Annotated in this window: 17 protein-coding genes; 7 read left to right on the top strand and 10 right to left on the bottom strand. The window is 72.1% G+C overall.

Annotated elements, in window-relative coordinates:
• Window positions 1–18 precede the first annotated feature (18 nt).
• Window positions 19–2400: an excinuclease ABC subunit UvrA gene (locus tag OIE49_RS33260; RefSeq protein WP_326805522.1), complete on the top strand. Its 2382-nt coding sequence runs from the start codon at window positions 19–21 to the stop codon at window positions 2398–2400.
• A 73-nt stretch (window positions 2401–2473) separates the two neighbouring features.
• Here OIE49_RS33260 and OIE49_RS33255 read toward each other — a convergent pair whose 3' ends face one another.
• From OIE49_RS33255 to OIE49_RS33235, 5 genes are all read right to left on the bottom strand, one after another.
• On the bottom strand, window positions 2474–3391 hold the full coding sequence (locus OIE49_RS33255; protein ID WP_326805521.1) for a lysophospholipid acyltransferase family protein: 918 nt from the start codon (window positions 3389–3391) through the stop codon (window positions 2474–2476).
• A complete protein-coding gene (locus OIE49_RS33250) occupies window positions 3391–4164 on the bottom strand; it encodes a GNAT family N-acetyltransferase (RefSeq protein WP_326805520.1) in 774 nt (257 codons plus the stop codon). The genes OIE49_RS33255 and OIE49_RS33250 overlap by 1 nt, the downstream gene beginning before the upstream one ends.
• A 236-nt stretch (window positions 4165–4400) precedes the next feature.
• Window positions 4401–5150 (bottom strand): succinate dehydrogenase/fumarate reductase iron-sulfur subunit, encoded by a 750-nt coding sequence (locus OIE49_RS33245; RefSeq protein WP_100570267.1) that lies wholly within the window; start codon window positions 5148–5150, stop codon window positions 4401–4403.
• Complete coding sequence (locus OIE49_RS33240; RefSeq protein WP_326805519.1) at window positions 5147–7096, bottom strand: fumarate reductase/succinate dehydrogenase flavoprotein subunit; 1950 nt, start codon at window positions 7094–7096, stop codon at window positions 5147–5149. Before OIE49_RS33240 ends, OIE49_RS33245 begins: the two co-directional genes overlap by 4 nt.
• Window position 7097: 1 nt before the next feature.
• On the bottom strand, window positions 7098–7769 hold the full coding sequence (locus OIE49_RS33235) for a succinate dehydrogenase (RefSeq protein ID WP_326805518.1): 672 nt from the start codon (window positions 7767–7769) through the stop codon (window positions 7098–7100).
• 120 nt (window positions 7770–7889) lie between these two features.
• Between OIE49_RS33235 and OIE49_RS33230 the strand changes: the two genes are divergently transcribed.
• A complete protein-coding gene (locus OIE49_RS33230) occupies window positions 7890–8777 on the top strand; it encodes a LysR family transcriptional regulator (RefSeq protein ID WP_326805517.1) in 888 nt (295 codons plus the stop codon).
• A gap of 200 nt (window positions 8778–8977) precedes the next feature.
• On the opposite strand, the gene OIE49_RS33225 is transcribed toward OIE49_RS33230, so the two are convergent.
• From OIE49_RS33225 to OIE49_RS33215, 3 genes are all read right to left on the bottom strand, one after another.
• Entirely contained in the window at window positions 8978–11119 is a 2142-nt protein-coding gene (locus OIE49_RS33225) for a putative bifunctional diguanylate cyclase/phosphodiesterase (RefSeq protein ID WP_326805516.1), read from the bottom strand.
• Window positions 11116–11928, bottom strand: a complete 813-nt coding sequence (locus tag OIE49_RS33220) for an SAM-dependent methyltransferase (RefSeq protein ID WP_326805515.1) — start codon at window positions 11926–11928, stop codon at window positions 11116–11118. Before OIE49_RS33220 ends, OIE49_RS33225 begins: the two co-directional genes overlap by 4 nt.
• Window positions 11929–12167: 239 nt before the next feature.
• Entirely contained in the window at window positions 12168–13118 is a 951-nt protein-coding gene (locus OIE49_RS33215; RefSeq protein ID WP_326805514.1) for an SCO0930 family lipoprotein, read from the bottom strand.
• Between the two features lie 790 nt (window positions 13119–13908).
• Between OIE49_RS33215 and OIE49_RS33210 the strand changes: the two genes are divergently transcribed.
• From OIE49_RS33210 to OIE49_RS33200, 3 genes are all read left to right on the top strand, one after another.
• Window positions 13909–14037 carry a hypothetical protein gene (locus OIE49_RS33210; protein WP_326805513.1) on the top strand — a complete coding sequence of 43 codons (129 nt, stop codon included), beginning with the start codon at window positions 13909–13911 and terminating at the stop codon, window positions 14035–14037.
• A gap of 16 nt (window positions 14038–14053) precedes the next feature.
• A complete protein-coding gene (locus OIE49_RS33205; RefSeq protein ID WP_326805512.1) occupies window positions 14054–14818 on the top strand; it encodes a bestrophin-like domain in 765 nt (254 codons plus the stop codon).
• A 160-nt stretch (window positions 14819–14978) separates the two neighbouring features.
• Window positions 14979–15398, top strand: coding sequence for a hypothetical protein (locus tag OIE49_RS33200; RefSeq protein ID WP_326805511.1), 420 nt, complete (start codon window positions 14979–14981; stop codon window positions 15396–15398).
• A gap of 173 nt (window positions 15399–15571) precedes the next feature.
• Here OIE49_RS33200 and OIE49_RS33195 read toward each other — a convergent pair whose 3' ends face one another.
• On the bottom strand, window positions 15572–16060 hold the full coding sequence (locus OIE49_RS33195; RefSeq protein WP_234375696.1) for a hypothetical protein: 489 nt from the start codon (window positions 16058–16060) through the stop codon (window positions 15572–15574).
• Between OIE49_RS33195 and OIE49_RS33190 the strand changes: the two genes are divergently transcribed.
• Both OIE49_RS33190 and OIE49_RS33185 read left to right on the top strand, forming a co-directional pair.
• On the top strand, window positions 15983–16579 hold the full coding sequence (locus tag OIE49_RS33190; RefSeq protein WP_326806449.1) for a hypothetical protein: 597 nt from the start codon (window positions 15983–15985) through the stop codon (window positions 16577–16579). The genes OIE49_RS33195 and OIE49_RS33190 overlap by 78 nt on opposite strands.
• Window positions 16580–17076: 497 nt before the next feature.
• Window positions 17077–17754: a class F sortase gene (locus OIE49_RS33185; protein WP_326805510.1), complete on the top strand. Its 678-nt coding sequence runs from the start codon at window positions 17077–17079 to the stop codon at window positions 17752–17754.
• A 45-nt stretch (window positions 17755–17799) separates the two neighbouring features.
• Here OIE49_RS33185 and OIE49_RS33180 read toward each other — a convergent pair whose 3' ends face one another.
• Window positions 17800–18642, bottom strand: a complete 843-nt coding sequence (locus tag OIE49_RS33180; RefSeq protein WP_326805509.1) for a polysaccharide deacetylase family protein — start codon at window positions 18640–18642, stop codon at window positions 17800–17802.
• Window positions 18643–18756 lie beyond the last annotated feature (114 nt).

Here is an 18756-nt window from a genome sequence, read left to right as displayed (position 1 = left end):
CTCGTACGGAGCCCCTCCATGCACAGCCCTCACGACCCGTACGTCCGTGTCCGTGGTGCTCGTGAGCACAACCTCCAAGGGGTGGACGTCGATGTTCCGCGGGACGCGCTCGTGGTGTTCACGGGGGTGTCGGGGTCGGGGAAGTCTTCGCTGGCGTTCGGGACGATCTACGCGGAGGCTCAACGGCGGTACTTCGAGTCGGTGGCGCCCTACGCGCGGCGGTTGATCCACCAGGTGGGGGCGCCCAAGGTCGGGGAGATCTCCGGGCTGCCGCCGGCCGTGTCGCTGGAGCAGCGGCGCGCGGCGCCGACGTCGCGGTCCTCCGTGGGCACCGTCACCAATCTGTCGAACTCGCTGCGGATGCTGTTCTCCCGGGCCGGGGACTATCCGCCGGGGGCCGAGCGGCTGGACTCGGACGCGTTCTCGCCGAACACGGCGGCCGGGGCCTGCCCCCAGTGCCACGGCCTCGGGCAGGTGCACCGGACGGAGGAGGCGCTGCTGGTGCCCGACCCCTCGCTGTCGATCCGTGAAGGCGCGATCGCCGCCTGGCCGGGTGCCTGGCAGGGCAAGAACCTGCGGGACATCCTCGACGCGCTGGGCTACGACGTGGACCGGCCGTGGCGTGAACTGCCCGCCGAACAGCGGGAGTGGATCCTGTTCACGGACGAACAGCCGGTGGTGACCGTGCACCCGGTGCGGGATGCCGAGCGGATCCAACGGCCCTACCAGGGCACGTACATGAGCGCCCGGCGGTACGTGATGAAGACCTTCGCCGATTCGAAGAGCGCTGCCCTGCGGGCCAAGGCCGAGCGGTTCCTCACCGCCGCGCCCTGCCCGGCCTGCGGCGGCAGCCGGCTGCGGCCCGAGGCGCTGGCCGTGACCTGCGCTGGGCACACCATCGCCGAGCTGGCCGCACTGCCGCTGACCGAACTCGCCGGACACCTGCGGGGCACGTCCGAGGCCGCTCGCGTCCTCACCGAGGATCTGAGGTCACGCATCGTGCCCGTCGTGGAGCTCGGGCTCGGTTACCTCAGCCTGGACCGGACTACGCCCACGCTGTCGGCGGGCGAGTTGCAGCGGCTGCGGCTCGCCACACAGTTGCGGTCGGGGCTCTTCGGGGTGGTGTACGTGCTCGACGAGCCGTCTGCGGGGCTGCACCCGGCGGACACCGAGGCCCTGCTCACGGTGTTGCAGCGGCTCAAGGCGGCGGGCAACTCGGTGTTCGTGGTGGAGCACCATCTCGACGTGGTACGCGGTGCCGACTGGGTCGTCGACGTCGGTCCGCTGGCCGGTGAGCACGGCGGGCGGGTACTGCACAGCGGGCCGGTCGCCGAGCTGGCGCAGGTCGCGGAGTCGGCGACGGGCCGGTTCCTGTTCGACCGCTCCCCCGCGCCGTTGCGGGAAGTGCGCCGTGGGCGCGGCCTGTTGACGGTGGGGCCGGTCACCCGGCACAACCTGCGGGCCGTGACGGCAGAGTTCCCGCTCGGCGCGTTCACCGCGGTCACCGGGGTGTCGGGGTCGGGCAAGTCCACGCTCATCGGTGCGATCACGCCGGAGCTGGCAGGGGTCGGGCGGCTGGTCTCGGTGGACCAGAGGCCGATCGGGCGCACTCCGCGTTCCAACCTGGCCACCTACACAGGCCTGTTCGACGTGGTGCGGAAGGTGTTCGCCGACACCGGCGAGGCGCGCGGGCGCGGTTACGGGGTCGGACGGTTCTCCTTCAACGTGGCGGGAGGCCGGTGCGAGACCTGCCAGGGCGAGGGGTTCGTCAGCGTGGAACTGCTGTTCCTGCCGAGCACGTACGCCCCGTGCCCGGACTGCGGCGGGGCCCGCTACAACCCCGAGACGCTCCAAGTGACGTACCGAGGCCGGAACATCGGCGAGGTGCTCGACCTCACGGTGGAGAGCGCGGCGGAGTTCTTCGCCGACGTCCCGGCGGTGGCCCGCAGTCTCGGCGCCCTGCTCGACGTCGGCCTCGGCTATCTGCGCCTCGGTCAGCCCGCCACCGAGCTGTCCGGCGGTGAGGCCCAGCGCATCAAGCTCGCGAGTGAACTGCAACGCGGCCGCCGCGGCCACACCCTCTACCTCCTGGACGAGCCGACGACCGGTCTGCACCCGGCCGATGTCGAGGTGCTGATGCGGCAGTTGCACGGTCTGGTCGACGCCGGGCACACCGTGATCGTCGTCGAGCACGACATGTCCGTCGTGGCCGGCGCCGACTGGGTCGTCGACCTCGGGCCGGGCGGCGGCGACGAAGGCGGCCGGATCGTGGCGGCGGGACCGCCGGCCGAGGTCGCCCGGGCGGCGGGCAGCGCCACGGCTCCTTATCTGGCTCGGGTGGTACGGGGGAACGGCGAGGGCCCGGCCGCGGGCTCGGCCGCCCAACGCCCCCGTACGTGAGGCTCAACACCCCCCTACGTGAGGCGGACGAGCACTGTCGGGTGCTGGTGCTGCCCGGGCCCCTCGGCCTCGGCTACGCCGGGTCCCCGCACTCCGCGCGCCGCGTCTGCGACGGCACTCGGGGCGGAGGCACCGGGGTGGCACCCACGTGAACAGCACTCGCGTGCCCGCAGGTTGACGTGGAGCGCGGGTCAGCACCCCGGTCTTCGTCGCCGGGGTCGTCCTGCTGCGCCGCGCGGGCCAGCGTGCGGCGGTCGGGGCAGGTGCCCGGGGGAAGCACGGGGCGCACGTCGACCTCGGCGACCAGGCCGCGTGCCGTGGCCACCCGCCACAGGGACGTGATCAGGGAGTCGTCGCCGACGAAGGCAGGGGCCGTGCTGGCCGCTCCCCCGGAGTGGCTCAGGTAGCGGATGCGGACCGACTGGACGGGCACCCCGGCGTCGAGGGCGGCCTGGAAGACGGCTCGGTGGAAGGCGCCCTGGGCGCGGCCGCACCAGGTGCTGCCCTCGGGGAAGGCGGCGACCGCGGCGCCGGCGCGCAGTTCCCCGGCGATGTGCGCCACCGTCGCGGGCAGGGCGCGCAGACGGTCCCGTTCGATGAACAGGGCGCCGCCGCGCGCGGCGAGCACGCCGGCCACCGGCCAGCCGCGGATCTCCGTCTTGGCGAGCATCCGGGCCGGGCGGACGGCGGCCAGCAGCGGGATGTCCAGCCAGGAGATGTGGTTGGCGACCAGCAGGAGGCCGCCGGTGGGCGGGGCGGTGCCGGTGATGCGGACCCTGACCCCCGAGGCCCTGACGACCGTCCGGCACCAGCGCCGCACCCAGCCGGCGGGGATCCGGGCGCCCAGCGGCGACAGCGCGACCCCGGTGAGTACGAGGGCCACGACCAGCGTCAGCCGCAGCACGGCGCGCGGTACGGCCGTCGTGGACCTCGTTCCCGTCTCCACGCACGCCCTCGGGGTGCAGGGCGCGCTGGGCAGCCAGAGGCTCATCAGGCCGGTACGAGGGAGAGGAAGTGCCGCAGGTAGCGGGGGCTGACCCGGCGCATCGACAGCAGGACGTAGAGGTCGGCGACCCCGAAGTCGGGGTCGTGTGCGGGCGCGCCGCAGACCTGGGCGCCGAGCCGGAGGTAGCCGCGCAGGAGGGCGGGCAGTTCGGTGCGGGGAGCGGCCGGAAGGCCTGCCCGCGGGATCCACGGGAGCAGCGGGCGCACCCGGTGCTCCTGAGGTGCCAGGTTCTTCTCGCGCACCCGCTCCCAGGTGGCGGAGGCGAGGGCGCCGCCGTCGGCGAGCGGTATGGAGCAGCAGCCCGCCAGCCACTCGTGGCCGCGGTCCACCATGTAGCGGGCCAGCCCGGCCCAGATCAGCCCGATCACGGTGCCGTCGCGGTGGTCGGGGTGCACGCAGGAGCGGCCCACCTCCACCAGGCCGGGGCGGATCGGGGCCAGCGCGGTGAGGTCGAACTCGCCCTCCGCGTACAGCCGTCCGGCGATCGCGGCGCGCTCCGGCGGGAGCAGCCGGTAGGTGCCGACGACCTGCCCGGTGGTCGTGTCGCGCACGAGCAGGTGGTCGCAGTAGGCGTCGAAGGGATCGACGTCGTATCCCGGCTGCGGAGTGGACAGCAGGGCGCCCATCTCCCCGGCGAAGACATCGTGGCGCAGCCGCTGCGCGGCCCGCACGTCCGTCTCGTCACGGGCGAGGGCGACGGTGTAACGGGTGGGCGGCGCGGGCTGCGGGGGGCTTTCGAGGGTGGAGACGCCGGTCATGTTCTCTCCTGGTCGTGGACCCGGTACGGAAGAGGGACGGCGGACCGGCGGTGCGGTCCGTCCTCCCTGTTCTTCCGATGCCGGCTTGCGTCCGCGTGACCTGTGCCGGGAGAACGGATGTGGGGATGTTGAACGGCGCGGGCGGTTGCCCTGGGGAGAAATTCGAGGCGGGGCCGGGGATGAGCACCACTCCCGGCCCCGCCCGTCCGCCCCCTCGGCGAACGTTCTGTGATGGGCTACCGCTTGGACGCCTTGCGGGTCGCGCGCAGCCACTCCTTGTTCATGCTGGTGATCGACACGAGGGGGATGCCCTTGGGGCAGGCGGTGGCGCACTCGCCGGTCAGGGTGCAGCCGCCGAACCCCTCCTCGTCCATCTGGGCCACCATGTCCAGGACGCGGGTCTCGCGCTCGGGCGCGCCCTGTGGCAGCACGTTGAGGTGGTTGATCTTGGCGGAGGTGAACAGCATCGCCGCGCCGTTGGGGCAGGCGGCGACGCAGGCGCCGCAGCCGATGCATTCGGCGTGCTCGAAGGCGAAGTCGGCGTCCGGCTTCGGTACGGGCGTGGCGTGGGCCTCGGGCGCGGCGCCGGTGGGTGCGGTGACGTAGCCGCCGGCCTGGATGATCCGGTCGAAGGCCGAGCGGTCGACGACCAGGTCCTTCACCACCGGGAAGGCGGCGGCGCGCCACGGCTCGATGTCGATCGTGTCGCCGTCCTTGAAGGACCGCATGTGGAGCTGGCAGGTGGTGGTGCGTTCCGGGCCGTGCGCGTCGCCGTTGATGACCAGGCTGCACGCGCCGCAGATGCCCTCCCTGCAGTCGTGGTCGAAGGCGACGGGGTCCTCGCCGGAGAGGATGAGCCGTTCGTTGAGGACGTCCAGCATCTCCAGGAAGGACATGTCGGGCGAGATGTCGTCCACCTCGTAGGTGGACATGGCGCCGTCGGCGTCGGCGTTCTTCTGCCGCCAGACGCGCAGGGTGAGCCTCATGCGTAGCTCCGCTGGGTGGGGTGGACGTACTCGAAGACCAGGTCTTCCTTGTGCAGGGTGGGCGCTTCGCCCGTGGCGGTGAACTCCCAGGCCGCCGCGTAGGAGAACTGCTCGTCCCTGCGGGCCGCTTCGCCGTCGGGGGTCTGGGACTCCTCGCGGAAGTGGCCGCCGCAGGACTCGGCGCGGTGCAGCGCGTCGAGGCACATGAGCTCGGCGAGCTCCAGGTAGTCGACGATGCGGTTGGCCTTCTCCAGGGACTGGTTGAACTCCTCGCCGGTGCCGGGCACCTTGATGCGCCGCCAGAACTCCTCGCGGATCTGCGGGATGCGGTCCAGCGCCTTGCGCAGGCCCTCTTCGGTGCGGGCCATGCCGCAGAACTCCCACATGAGTTCGCCGACTTCGCGGTGGAAGGAGTCGGGGGTGCGGTCGCCGTCGACGGACAGGAGCAGGTTGAGGCGGTCCTCGGTCTCGGCGACGGTCTCCTGGACGGCGGGGTGGTCCTCGGTGACGGCCTCCTGGTGCGGGTTGCGGGCCAGGTAGTCGTTGATCGTGGCCGGGAGGACGAAGTAGCCGTCGGCCAGGCCCTGCATCAGCGCGGAGGCGCCGAGGCGGTTGGCGCCGTGGTCGGAGAAGTTGGCCTCGCCGATCGCGAACAGTCCGGGGACGGTGGTCTGGAGGTCGTAGTCGACCCACAGGCCGCCCATCGTGTAGTGCACGGCGGGGTAGATCCGCATCGGCACCTCGTACGGGTTCTCCGCGGTGATCCGCTCGTACATGTCGAAGAGGTTGCCGTACTTCTCCTCGACCTTCCCCCGGCCCATGCGCCTGATCGCGTCCGCGAAGTCCAGGTACACGCCCTGGCCGCCGGGGCCGACACCGCGGCCCTCGTCGCAGACGTTCTTCGCGGCGCGGGAGGCGATGTCACGCGGGACGAGGTTGCCGAAGGAGGGGTAGATGCGCTCCAGGTAGTAGTCGCGCTCGTCCTCGGGGATCTCGTTCGGCGGGCGGTTGTCGCCCTTGGCCTTCGGGACCCAGATGCGGCCGTCGTTGCGCAGCGACTCGCTCATCAGGGTGAGCTTGGACTGGTGGTCGCCGGTGCGCGGGATGCAGGTGGGGTGGATCTGGGTGAAGCAGGGGTTGGCGAAGTACGCCCCGCGCCGGTGCGCCCGCCAGACGGCGGTCGCGTTGGAGTTCATGGCGTTGGTCGACAGGTAGAAGACGTTGCCGTAGCCGCCGGAGGCGAGGACGACGGCATCCGCGAAGTACGTGTCGATCTTCCCGGTGATCAGGTCGCGGGCGACGATGCCGCGGGCCCGGCCGTCGACGACGATCAGGTCGAGCATCTCGGTGCGCGGGTGCATCTCGACGTTGCCGGCGGCGATCTGCCGGGAGAGTGCCTGGTAGGCGCCGAGCAGGAGCTGCTGGCCGGTCTGGCCGCGGGCATAGAAGGTGCGGGAGACCTGGACGCCGCCGAAGGAGCGGGTGTCGAGCAGTCCGCCGTACTCGCGGGCGAACGGCACGCCCTGCGCCACGCACTGGTCGATGATCTCCACCGAGATCTGCGCGAGGCGGTGCACGTTGGACTCGCGGGCACGGAAGTCGCCGCCCTTGACGGTGTCGTAGAAGAGGCGGTGGACGGAGTCGCCGTCGTTGCGGTAGTTCTTCGCCGCGTTGATGCCGCCCTGCGCGGCAATGGAGTGGGCGCGCCGCGGGGAGTCCTGATAGCAGAACTGGACGACGTGGTAGCCCTGTTCGGCCAGGGTGGCGCCGGCCGAGCCGCCCGCGAGGCCGGTGCCGACCACGATGACCGTGTGCTTGCGCCGGTTGGCGGGGTTGACCAGCTTGGCCTCGAAACGGCGCTTGTCCCAGCGCTCGTTGATCGGCCCGGTGGGGGACTTGGTGTCGGCGACCGGCGCACCGGTCGCGTAGTCGGCGTAGGAGGTCATGTCAGCTCACCACTCCGGTCATGACGCCCACCGGGACGGCGATGAAGCCGGCCGTGAGCAGCAGTGCGAGAACGTTGGCGGCGGTCTTGAGGGCACGGTCGCGGGTGCGGCTGCCGACGCCGAGGGTCTGGGCGGCGCTCCAGAAGCCGTGCCGGATGTGCAGGCCGAGCGCCAGCATGGCGACGATGTAGATGACGTTGCCGTACCAGGTGGAGAAGGTGTCCACGACGTTCTGGTACGGGTGGCCCGGCTGGAATCCGCCGGAGTGCACGGTCCCGGTGGTCAGGTCCAGGATGTGCCAGACGATGAACAGGGCGAGGATGATCCCGCCCCAGCGCATGGTGCGGGTGGCGTAACCGGCCCTTGGCCTCGCGTGCACGTACTTGCTGGGCCGCGCCCTGATGTCGCGGCGGCTGAGCTGGTAGGCGGAGACAGCGTGGGCGACGACGGCGACCACGAGCACCACGCGGACCAGCCAGAGCGTCCACTCGTAGTGCATGAACGGCTCGCCGACCGTGCGCAGCCAGTGGGCGTAGTGGTTGAACTCGCCCGCCCCGAAGAAGATCTTCAGGTTCCCGATCATGTGGACGACCAGGTACAGCAGCATGATCAGGCCGCTGACCGCCATCACGGTCTTCTTGCCGACGGTCGAGCCCCACACGGTGCGTGCCATGGACGGCCGTCGGTCCGTCCGCGTTGCCAGTGCCATGTCTCAGGACGGTAGGGCCGAAGGACCCCATCGGTCCAAGACATGGTCCGGCTTGTTTCGATAGGGACTGGCTATGATGGTCTCGTGCAGTTCCAGCAGCTCCAGTACTTCGTGGCGGTCGCCGAGACCCGGCACTTCACCCGCGCGGCCGATCTGGTCCATGTCGCCCAGCCGTCGCTGTCGCAGCAGATCAAGGCGCTGGAGCGGGAGTTGGGCGCCGATCTGTTCCTGCGGGCGCGGGGGAACATCACGCTCACCGACGCCGGGGAGGCGCTGCTGCCGCTGGCCCGGCGCATCCTCGCCGACGCCGACACGGCGCGGCACGAGGTGCAGGAACTGGTGCAGCTGCGCCGGGGCCGGGTGCGGCTCGGCGCCACCCCGAGCCTGTGCACCGGCCTGCTGCCGGACGTGCTGCGTGCCTTTCACGACCGCTACCCGGGCATCCGGCTGCTGGTCGAGGAGGGAGGCTCCCACGACCTGGTGCGGGAGCTGGCCCGCGGCGCCCTCGACCTGGCGCTGGTCGTGCTTCCGCTGCCCACCCCGTCCCCCGCCCTGACCACGGTGGAGCTGCTGCGCGAGGACCTGGTGGTGGTCTCCTCGCCGGAGGCGCCGGCGCCCGGCGGCCCGGGGCGGCGCTCGGTCGGCATCGCGGACCTGGAGGGCGAGCGCCTGGTGATGTTCCGGCACGGCTACGACCTGCGGGAGCTGACGGTCGCCGCGTGCCGCGCGGAGGGCTTCGAGCCGGACCTGGCCGTCGAGGGCGGCGAGATGGACGCGGTGCTGGGGTTCGTGCGGGCGGGGCTCGGGGTGGCCGTCGTCCCGCGCATGGTCGCGACGCGCTCAGGACACGGCCTGCGGGTCACCCCGCTGGCCCGTCCCGGACTGCACCGTACGATCGCGCTGGCCCACCGCAGCGATGTGGCTCCGCCGAGGGCCGCGAGGGAACTCCAGCGGATGCTGCTGGAGCGGTGAGGCGGTGTCCGCTCACAGGGACGTGGCGGCGGTGCCGCGGGTTCGAGTGACACGGTCGCGGGCCTGCCGACAGTGTCGGCAGGCCGCGACCGTGTCGCGCCCGCGCCCGTTTGCCGGGGCGAGGGCTGCGTTCGTCCGCGGGTCCGTCGGGGCTGGGCGCGCAGTTCCCCGCGCCCCTGAAAGGCCACCGGCGGTGCCGGTCAACTCGTCGTGTCTGCCAGGGCCAGGTCGTGCAGGCGGTCCGGGGGGCCGGGGCGGGCGTAGTACCAGCCCTGGGCCGTGTCGCAGCCCAGGACGCGGAGTTGTTCGGCCTGGGCGCCGGTTTCCACGCCCTCCACGGTGACCGCCAGGTTCAGGCTGTGGGCGAGGGCGACGATGCCCTCGACGATCTTCAGATCGACGGGGTCGGCCGGGAACTGCTGCATGCCCTGCGTGAAGGAACGGTCCAGCTTGAGCACGCTCACCGGCAGCCGGCGCAGGTTGGCCAGGTTGGAGTAGCCGGTGCCGAAGTCGTCCAGGGCTATGTCGATGCCCATCTCGGCCAGTCGGCGCAACGGCTTGAGCAGGTCGTCGTCGGCGCCGATGAGCGCCGACTCGGTGACCTCCAGGCACAGCGCGTCCGGTTGCACACCCGCGCGCTCCAGGATGTCGACGGTGTCCTGGACGAGCCCGGGGTGGGTGAGCTGGCACGGCGAGAGGTTGACGTTGATGCGCAGCGGACCCTCGCCGCCGTCCCCGTGCAGCTCCCGCCATCGGCCGGCCTGGCGCACCGACTGCTCCAGGACCCAGCGGCCCAGCGGGACGATCAGCCCGGTGTGCTCGGCGAGCGGGATGAACCGGTCGGGACCGAGGACGCCGTGCTGCGGGTGCAGCCAGCGCACCAGCGCCTCGGCTCCGCGCACGCTGCCGTCGCCGAGGCACACCAGTGGCTGGTACTCGATGAAGAACTCACCCCGGTCCAGCGCGGTCGGCAGCGCCGTGGTCAGTCCGTGCCGGGTGATGGCGCGGGCGTCGGCCTCCGGGTCGGCGAGCTCAAAGCGGTTGCCGCCGGCCGACTTGGCCCGGTACATGGTGATGTCCGCGCTGCGCAGCACCTCCGCCGCGCTGCGCTCGCCCGCCGGCCCCTCGACGATGCCGATGCTGCCGCGCACGGCCAGTTCCCGGCCGTCGATGCGGACCGGGGCGACCAGCGCGTTCGTGATCCGCGTGGCCAGCTCGTCGACCTCCTGCCGGGTGCCGGGGCCGGTGGTCAGCGCGACGAACTCGTCACCGCCGAGCCGGGCGACCATCTCGCCGGGCGCGGTCGCGCACGCCTGGAGCCGGTCGGCGACCTCGACCAGCAGCCGGTCCCCGGCCGCGTGGCCGAGGCTGTCGTTGATGGTCTTGAAGCCGTCCAGGTCGAGGTAGCACAGGCCGAAACGCTGCCCCTCGCCCGCGTTCAGCGCCTTCTCCAGGCGCTCGAAGAACAGGGTGCGGTTGGGCAGTCCGGTCAGAGCGTCGTGGGTGGCCTCGTACCGCAGCCTCAGATTGAGCAGCCGCCGCTCGGTGGTGTCCTCCATGAGGGCGAGCTGGTACTGGGGACAGCCGTCGGCGTCGCGGAGCAGGGAGACGGTCAGGTTGGTCCACAGAACCGTTCCGTCAGGCCGGTAGAAGGCCTTCTCCACGTGGTAGTGCTCGCGTTCGCCGCGCACCAGTTCCTCGTACAGCCGGCACAGATGCGGGGCGTCGTCGGAGTGGATCCACTCCCGTACGTTGCGGCCGCGCACGGTCCGCTCCGCGCCGCCGAACATGCGCAGCAGCGCGCTGTTGACCTGGAGGACGTTGCCCTGGAGGTCGGCGATGGCGATGCCGATCGCGGCGCCTTCGAACACGGCGCGGAAGCGGGCCTCGCTGGCGTGCAGCGCCAGTGCGACCACGCCCTGGGCGCGCAGCGCGGCCTGGGCTATCGCCTCCTGCTCGGCCAGCGTGCGTTCGCGCAGCGCCCGTGCGAACCCGGCCGCCATCGAGTGCTGCAACCGCGCGGACCGCGCCCGCAGGTCCTCCCGGTCACCGTCCTCGCCGCAGTACAGCACGAGGTAGGCGTCGAGGCAGTCCAGGGAGTGGCTGAGCGCCTCGGGCGCGGTGCAGTGCGCGTCGACCAGTGCGGCGCCGACCGCCTCGCCCTCCCGCGCGTCGAAGACCCGGTCCCGCAGCGCCGATCTCAGCCGGCGGGCGAGCGGCAGGAGCAGTTCCTCGAACTCCGGGCGGGTCAGCGACGTCGAGGTCACCGGGAAGACGGCCCGGCTCCAGATCGTCGTCAGCCGGCGCAGTCTGCCCTCCGGCCCGTCCGATGCCGTGATCACGCCGTACGCCCCACGCCCGCGAAACCGGAGAAGGCATAGGGGTCCTCGTCCTCCGGCGCCGTACGCGGCCGCCAGTTCGGCATCGGCACCAGCCCGGGTTCCACCATGTCGTACCCCTCGAAGAACCGCGCGATCTCCTCGCGCGAGCGCATGATCAGCGGGTTGCGAATGTTTTCGTACACGTCCACCAGGGACCGGCTCCGCTTCGCGGGGAGCGGGATGCCCTCGTACGAGGCATGGGTGAGGACGAGCAGGCTCCCCGGCGCGAGCGCGTCGCGCAGCTCGGCCACCGCGCCGTAGGGGTCGTCCGCGTCTTCCACGAAATGCAGTATGGCAACGAGAAGCAGCGCGACTGGCCGATTCGGGTCGATCAGCCGCCCCAACTCGGGGCTCGCGAGGATTTCCTGGGGCTTGCGCAGGTCGGCCGCGACCACGTTCGCGTCCTCGTTGCCCGCCAGAACGGCCTTGCTGTGGCTCACGGCCACCGGGTCGTGATCGACGTACACCACCCGCGCGCCAGGCCGGGCGGCCTGGGCGACCTCGTGGACGTTGCCGAAGGCGGGGATGCCGGACCCGATGTCCAGGAACTGGGTGATGCCCTCCTCAGCGGCGAACTCCACGGCCCGGCGCATGAACGCCCGGTTCGCCTGGCTGATCTTGGGCAGCCCCGGCATGAACTCCATGGCCCTGCGGGCCGCTTGCCGGTCGACCTCGAAGTTGTGCGAACCGCCCAGGTAGAAGTCGTAGATGCGGGCGACGCTCGGCACCGAGATGTCGATGCTCCGCGGAGCCCAGGCGGGACGCTCCATCCATCTCTCCACTGCGTAGGCGATCCGGTGTTCGAGCAGAGGCTACTGATCGCCCGCCGAACGGGCGAGTGGAAACGGAAATTGACCATCCGTTCCCGGTCACCACCTGCGCTTCCGGGCCACCCTCGCATCCGCATCGCGGTGAATTGCCATGGTCTGCGCACACGATGGACCGCCCCCTCCGTGCGGCGCGGAGGGGGCGGTCCGGTTCGGGTCCGGTCTGCCGGAGGCGGTTGTCGCTACTGCGGGGCGCCGATCGCCTTTCCGTCGGGGGAGACGGCGAACCAAGTACCGCCGATGCCTTGGCCGTTGACGTCCCCGGGCGCCTTGTCCCCGGAGAAGGTGTAGAGGGGCCAGCAGTTGATGGTCATCTGCTTGACGCCGTCGGGCCGGGTGAAGGGCATCATGCCCTTCGTCAGCACGCCCTTGGTGTCGTTCACGGCGACGGGGGCCACGGCCGGCCACTTCTCCAGGCAGGAACCGGTGCAGGCGGAGACCGACTTCGGCCACGCCTGGTCCTTCGAGAAGCGGTAGACCGTCATGCCGTTCCGGTCGACGACGACGTTGCCCAGTTCGGTCTTCTTCACGGACAGGCCCGGCAGGTCCGCCAGTGAGGCCTTCTTGCCGTCGGCCGCCAGGGCGAACCACTTGTCGTTCACGCCCTGGCCGTTGGCGTCACCGACCTCGGTGTCCTTCGCGTAGCGGTACGCGGGCCAGCCACCGATCGTGAGCTGCTTGGTGCCATCGGAGCGGGTGACCTCGCCGAGCAGGGCCTTGTCGATACCGGGCCCGGCGGCGGCGTCGTCGGCGGGAACCGGCGGCCAGGCCGTGGCGCAGTCGCCGTCACAGTTGGACGTGGGGGGCTGGGCCGTATCCGCGTCGAAGCGGTACAGCGTCATTCCGGCGCTGTCGGTGACCACCTTGCCCAGCTTCACGTTGGTGGCGACCGTGAGCTGCCCGGCGGGCTTGGGGGCGGCCTGCTGGCCGTCGGCGCCGTAACCGTTGCCGGCGGCGCTTCCCGTAGCAGTGCCGGCGCTCGTCCCGGCGCTGCCGAATCCGCCGGCCTGGGCGGTCGCGCCCACGTTCTGGCTGCCCGCTGAAGGGGCGCTTTCCTGACCGCACGCCGTCGTCAGCGCCAGCACGGCCGCGGCCGCCGCCACGAGTGAGGCGCTCCGCCAGGAGGTGTTCATCGTCAACTCCTCATAATCCTTATGGTGTTGCAACGCCCTACTGCGCCGCCGCACGACACTGGGTACGGACGGCACAGGCGGTTGTGTTCAACCGCGGCCGCGATTTATTTCCGCAACATGTGACGCGCCTGGTGCCACCCCGTACGCGCGTACCCATCGGGGCGGCGCACCGGACCGCCGATCAAACCCTCCGACCTGTGGTTTCCCTCCTTCGGGGCAATCCGCGCCCACCGCGGCGTGCCCTGGTCCACGACAGCTCATGATCTCGCTCGTGCAACGACCCGAACCGACGCGATCCGCCCTGATGCTGCGGGTATTGGCGCCGGCCCTGCTGGCATGGACGTGTGTGGGCGGAGCCGCCCCGGCCGCGGCCGACGCCTGCGCGTACGCCTCCACGGGCCCGGACGGCATGGAGGCGGTGGCGGTGGCCGGCGGCTCCTGGCCCTCCTTTCCGCCCCTTCCACCGCCGTGCCGGAGGCCGACACCGACGCCGACGCCCAGCCCGAGCCCCACCCCGACACCGACGCCCACGCCCACGCCCACGCCCACGCCCACGCCCACGCCCACGCCTACCCCGACGCCCACGCCGACGCCGCCTCCGCCGCCCGAGCCCACCCCGCCACCGAAGCCGAGGCCCACCCCCACTCCCGAACCCCCGCCACCTCCGCGCCCGGCCCCGGCCGCTCCGCAGGCCCGGCCCGCTCCCCCACCACCCCCGCAGCCCGCACCGCCTCCGCCGCCGGCCCCAAGACCGGCCCCCAAGCCCCGTCCCAGCCCGTCCGTGGCGCCGGTGACCTACCCGCGCCACCACGCCCAGCCGCACCGGGCGACACCCCGGCGCAGCCCCTCGCCCCTCACCTACGTCCTGCTCATCGCGGTGCCCGCACTGGCCGCCGTGGCCGCGCTCCGCCCGCGCTGACCCCTGGAGGAACCCGTTGTCGGAATGGCTTGTTCTCCTTCTCGCGATGCTGGCCGCCTGTGCGATGGTCGTCGTCATCACCGTCCTGCGGCACCGCACGAAGGCCGTGGACGACGATCCCAGCGAGACTCCGGACGTCATCGAGTACATGACCATGTGGATCGGCGTGGTCTACGCGATCGTGCTGGGTCTGGCCATCGCCGGTGTCTGGGAGGCGCGCGTCGCCGCCCAGGACCACGTCCAGGCGGAGGCCCAGGCGCTGCACGAGGTCTCCGAACGCGTCCGCGTCTATCCGGCCGATGTCCGCGACCGCATCCGCGCCGACGTCGACGCCTACGCCGGACACGTCGTGACCACCGAGTGGAAGACCATGGCCGACCACGGCCGCGTCACCACGCGGGGCGACGAACTGATGGAACGCGTCCGCGCCGACGTCACCGACTACCAGCCCAAGACGGACTTCGAGGCGCAGGCCTACCAGCCGCTGGTGGACCAGGTGGCCGCCGCCTCCCAGGCCCGCACCGCACGCGCCGGCTCCATGGGGGCGACGATGCCGGGGGTGGTGTGGTTCGGCCTGCTCTCGGGGGGCGTCATCACCATCGGCATGGTGTTCGCGCTCCAGATCCGGCGCACAAGGCGGGAGCTGATCCTCGCGGGGCTGTTCTCCGCGCTGATCACCTTCCTCCTCTTCCTGATCTGGGACTTCGACGCCCCCTACAGCCGCGGCGTCTCGGCCACCGCCGGACCGTTCCTGGACCTGTTCCCCCATCTGACGCGGTGACGTGACCCGTGAATCCCCTGGGCGGCGCAACCGTTGCCCCGTTCGCCCGGGTGCAATCGCGCCGCGGTGCACACCTCCCTAGCGTTTTGGTCAGCGAGGCGCATATCCGGCACAAGCGGAACAGGACCGCTGCTGCTCCTCGGGGACCGGAGGACCCATCATGCGCGTAACAGGTGTTGTCTCGGCCGCACTGCTGGGCGTCTGCGCCCTCACCTTCTGCGCGCCGGCGGCCGTCGCCAGCGCCGGTGACAGCCACTCCTACGGCAACGGTAACGGCGACGGTCGCTCTTACGGAGGTGGCGGCGGTGACGAGGGCCGCTACTCCGGTGGGGGCGGACGCTCCCACGGCGGCGGCAACGGCCGCTCCGGCTACGGCGATGACGACGGCGAGGGCCGCTTCGGCGGCCGCGGCGGCGGCGGATCGGACCACTACCGGCACGGCGTCCGCGCGGGTGTGGGCGGGACCGTGGGCGGTTTCGACCTGAAGCAGATCGGCATGGGCACCGCGCTCATCGGCGGCTCGCTCGGCACGGCGTACTGCCTCTCGCGCCGGCGCACCGGCGAGGAGGGTGCCGCCTGACCGCGCCCCTCCCCAGGGACAGGCCCTCGCCCCGGACCTCTCCAGGTCCGGGGCGAAGGCCTGTTGGTACGAGCGGACGCCCCCTGGTGCGCGCGGGCCGTGGACGAAGTCCCCGCGGGCACGAAGAGATCCGGCCCCGCACAGGGTGCGGGGCCGGATCCGGGGCGGGGCCGTCAGGAGCGCTTGTCGGCGCGGCGCCGCATCCAGAGGACGCCGCCGCCGACCGCGCCCGCGGCCATCAGCCCGCCGCCGATGGCCATGTCGGCCGGGGTGGCACCGGTGGTGATGCCGCCGCCCACTCCACCGCGGACACCGCCGACGACGGTGAAGGCCGCCGGCCGGGTCAGCCGCCGGCCGTTGCAGTCGACCGTGATGTCGTACGTGCCGGGACGGGCGTCGTCGCGGATGGTCACGACACCCTGCGCGCGCTCGCCGGCTTCGTCGAACGGCCGCACCGTGGCCCGGGAGAACACGTTCGACGACATGGTCCCGCCGTTGCGGCAGCCGTCGATCGTGACCACCAGCTGACCGCCGCGGGCAATCACACCGGGCATGGGCACGATGCTGTTGAGGCCGCCCGCACCGTGGCCGGGAGCACCGCCGCGACCGACAGAACCGTTCCCGGGACCGACGCCGAGACCGCCACCGGGACCGACGCCCAGACCGCCACCAGGACCGACGCCGGGAGCCGCGCCCTCGCCTCCCTTGTCGAAGCCCCCCACGCCACCGAGCCCGCCGGGACCGCCAGGACCACCGGGACCGCCAGGACCACCGGGACCGCCGGGACCGCCGAAGCCGCCAGGACCGCCGAAGTTCCCGCCGAAGCCGCCGACTCCGGGCCCCGGACCGAAGCCGGGGAACTCGCCGAACCTCTCACCCCGGCCGGGACCGCGCCACTCACCGAACCCGCGGAACTCACCGAACCGGTCCCCCGGGCGACCCCGGAACTCTCCGAAGCCTCGGAACTCGCCGAACTCTCCGAAGCCGCGGAACTCGCCGAAGCCGCCGACCCCTCCGGGGCCCGGCCCGAACCCCGGGCCGACCCCGGGACCGAATCCGAAGCCGGGGCCGACCCCGGGACCGAATCCGAACCCCGGACCCGCTCCGGGTCCGAACCCCGGCCCGAATCCCGGACCCCCTCCAGGGCCGCCTCCAGGCCCGCCCCCTGGGCCACCTCCTGAGCCGCCGCCTCCGTGGGCGCCTCCCACCCCGCCGTCCCGTGCCACGCCGGGGACTTCGCCGCCCTTCGCCGCGGCCGCCGGGGCGGCGATCCCGACCGCGGCGACCGCCGCGGCCAGCACCACCAAGGGGACCGAGGGGGCCAAGAGGGTACGAGCAGTACGCATGTGATCCTCCGCGGAAGGCGCCCCGGGGACCCGTACCCGGTCGATCGGTGAGAAAGCACCTCCCGCTACCGACCCTCGGACGCGCTCCACGCGGGCGCATTTCGGGGCTGGTCCGTCTCGGTGAGCGAATCCACCGGGACCTTCACCCCATTGAAGATCGACGCAGGTCACGGACCGTCAGAAATGACCCTTACGGACCGCCTCGGATGGCGCACGGGAAAACCGCCCCGCCACCCGTTCGCATGCGCCACGTCGCCGGTTGCGCGCGCCGGACTTAGCGTTTTCGCATGCGCGACTGACACGGCGACGGCCGGGTCGAGAGGGGTTGTCGAATGCCTGCGAGAGAGCTGACCGGATTCATCGAGGAGGAGGAGCGGGAGCCACGGAGGAGGCGTGCGCCGTGGGGCGTGATAGCGCTGGCCCTGCTGACCGGACTCGCCCTGATCCGCAACGGCTCCGGGGAGTTCGACGTCGGCCCGCCCCAGCCCGCGACGGCGGCAGCGCCGGACATCAGGCACACGCCGCTCCCCTCGGCGACGGGCCTTCAGTCCGTGTCGCGCTCGGTGCCGGACCGGATCAGGATCCCGGTGATCCAGGTCGACGCGCCCGTCACACCGGTCGGCGTGGACCCGGACGGCTGGGTCGCCGCGCCGCCGCCGGAGGACCCGAATCTGGCCGGCTGGTTCAACGGCGCGGTCACGCCGGGGGAAGACGGCACGTCGGTCGTCGTCGGCCATGTGGACAACAAAGCGGGGCCCGCCGTGTTCTACGGGCTCGGCGCCCTGCAGAATGGAAACCGCGTCGAAATCGACCGCCAGGACGGAAAGACGGCCGTATTCGAGGTGTACGGCGTCGAGGTGTTCCAGAAGGACGATTTCCCCGGAGACCGTGTGTACGGCTCGAAGGGAACTCCGGAACTGCGGGTCATCACCTGCGGCGGCGGTTACACGAAGCAGACCGGATATCAGGGGAACGTCGTCGTGTTCGCCCGCCTGGTCGAGGTCCGCTGAGCGGACCCCGGCCGGGCGGGCGGCGGGCCGTGCGCGGGGCCCGGCTCAGGTGTACTGCCGGCGCGGCACGGTGAAGTGGCGGCCTTCGTCGAGGAGCTTGGGGAGGTACTTGCGCAGCGCGCGGACGGTCTGCGACCGGTCGCCCCCGGCGTCGTGGGAGAGCACGACGACCCCGGGGGCGGCGCCGCTCTCGATCCGGCGCACGATGGCGCCGGTGCCGGGCGTGGTCCAGTCGAGGCTGTCGACGCTCCAGGCCAGCGGCTCCATGCCCAGTTCGGCGTTGAGCTTGAACACGTCGCGGTTCCAGGCGCCGTAGGGGGCGCGGAACCACAACGGCCGTTCGCCGTAGGCCTTCTCGATGACGTCGCTGGTGCGTTCGAGCTCGCTGCGGATGCCGCGGCGGTCGAGCTGGGTGAGCAGCGGGTGGCTCCAGGTGTGGTTGCCGACGACGTGTCCCTCGTCGGCCATCCGGGCCAGCAGGTCCCTGTTCCAGTCGGCCATCTCCCCGCAGACCATGAAGGTGGCCCGGACGTCGTACTGGGACAGGATGTCCAGGACGTGCGGGGTGAACTCGGGGTGGGGTCCGTCGTCGAACGTCAGCATCATGGTGTCGCCGCGTCCGGAGAACCGCAGGATCGGCGAGGTGCGCACCTTGGCCGGCAGCGGCGCCGCCCGCTGCGGGGCGTCGCCGGCCAGGGGGCTCAGACGGTAGGCGGAGGGCTTGAGGGCGCTGCGTGCCTCGGGACCCGCGGCGGGGGCGGGCGGTACCGGTGTGTCGGAGGAACCGGAGAGCAGCAGACCGGCTGTGCCGGCCGCTCCCGCCGCTCCGAGCGCGACGGCGCCGGCGAGCAACGCCCGGCGCCGGGTGAGCAACTGATCCTTCTTCATGAGTCATCAGTGTCCGGGCGTTGTGCCTCTACCCCGGGACGGCGCGACGAAAGCACCTGCCCGGCCCAGCGCCCGGCGGCAGTTGCGCGCGGGTGCCTCGAAGGGAGCTTCGGC

The sequence above is a fragment of the Streptomyces sp. NBC_01788 genome (assembly GCF_035917575.1).
GTDB lineage: Bacteria > Actinomycetota > Actinomycetes > Streptomycetales > Streptomycetaceae > Streptomyces.
The sequence above is the reverse complement of the archived record's forward strand: the minus strand, read 5'-3'. Positions and strand labels throughout refer to the sequence as shown.

Bases quoted from the DNA above. Each gene is read 5' to 3' on its own strand.
- OIE49_RS33260 (WP_326805522.1), top strand. From the start codon at position 19: ATGCACAGCCCTCACGACCCGTACGTCCGTGTCCGTGGTGCTCGTGAG.
- OIE49_RS33255 (WP_326805521.1), bottom strand. From the start codon at position 3,391: ATGAGCCTCTGGCTGCCCAGCGCGCCCTGCACCCCGAGGGCGTGCGTG.
- OIE49_RS33250 (WP_326805520.1), bottom strand. From the start codon at position 4,164: ATGACCGGCGTCTCCACCCTCGAAAGCCCCCCGCAGCCCGCGCCGCCC.
- OIE49_RS33245 (WP_100570267.1), bottom strand. From the start codon at position 5,150: ATGAGGCTCACCCTGCGCGTCTGGCGGCAGAAGAACGCCGACGCCGAC.
- OIE49_RS33240 (WP_326805519.1), bottom strand. From the start codon at position 7,096: ATGACCTCCTACGCCGACTACGCGACCGGTGCGCCGGTCGCCGACACC.
- OIE49_RS33235 (WP_326805518.1), bottom strand. From the start codon at position 7,769: ATGGCACGCACCGTGTGGGGCTCGACCGTCGGCAAGAAGACCGTGATG.
- OIE49_RS33220 (WP_326805515.1), bottom strand. From the start codon at position 11,928: ATGGAGCGTCCCGCCTGGGCTCCGCGGAGCATCGACATCTCGGTGCCG.
- OIE49_RS33215 (WP_326805514.1), bottom strand. From the start codon at position 13,118: ATGAACACCTCCTGGCGGAGCGCCTCACTCGTGGCGGCGGCCGCGGCC.
- OIE49_RS33200 (WP_326805511.1), top strand. From the start codon at position 14,979: ATGCGCGTAACAGGTGTTGTCTCGGCCGCACTGCTGGGCGTCTGCGCC.
- OIE49_RS33185 (WP_326805510.1), top strand. From the start codon at position 17,077: ATGCCTGCGAGAGAGCTGACCGGATTCATCGAGGAGGAGGAGCGGGAG.
- OIE49_RS33180 (WP_326805509.1), bottom strand. From the start codon at position 18,642: ATGAAGAAGGATCAGTTGCTCACCCGGCGCCGGGCGTTGCTCGCCGGC.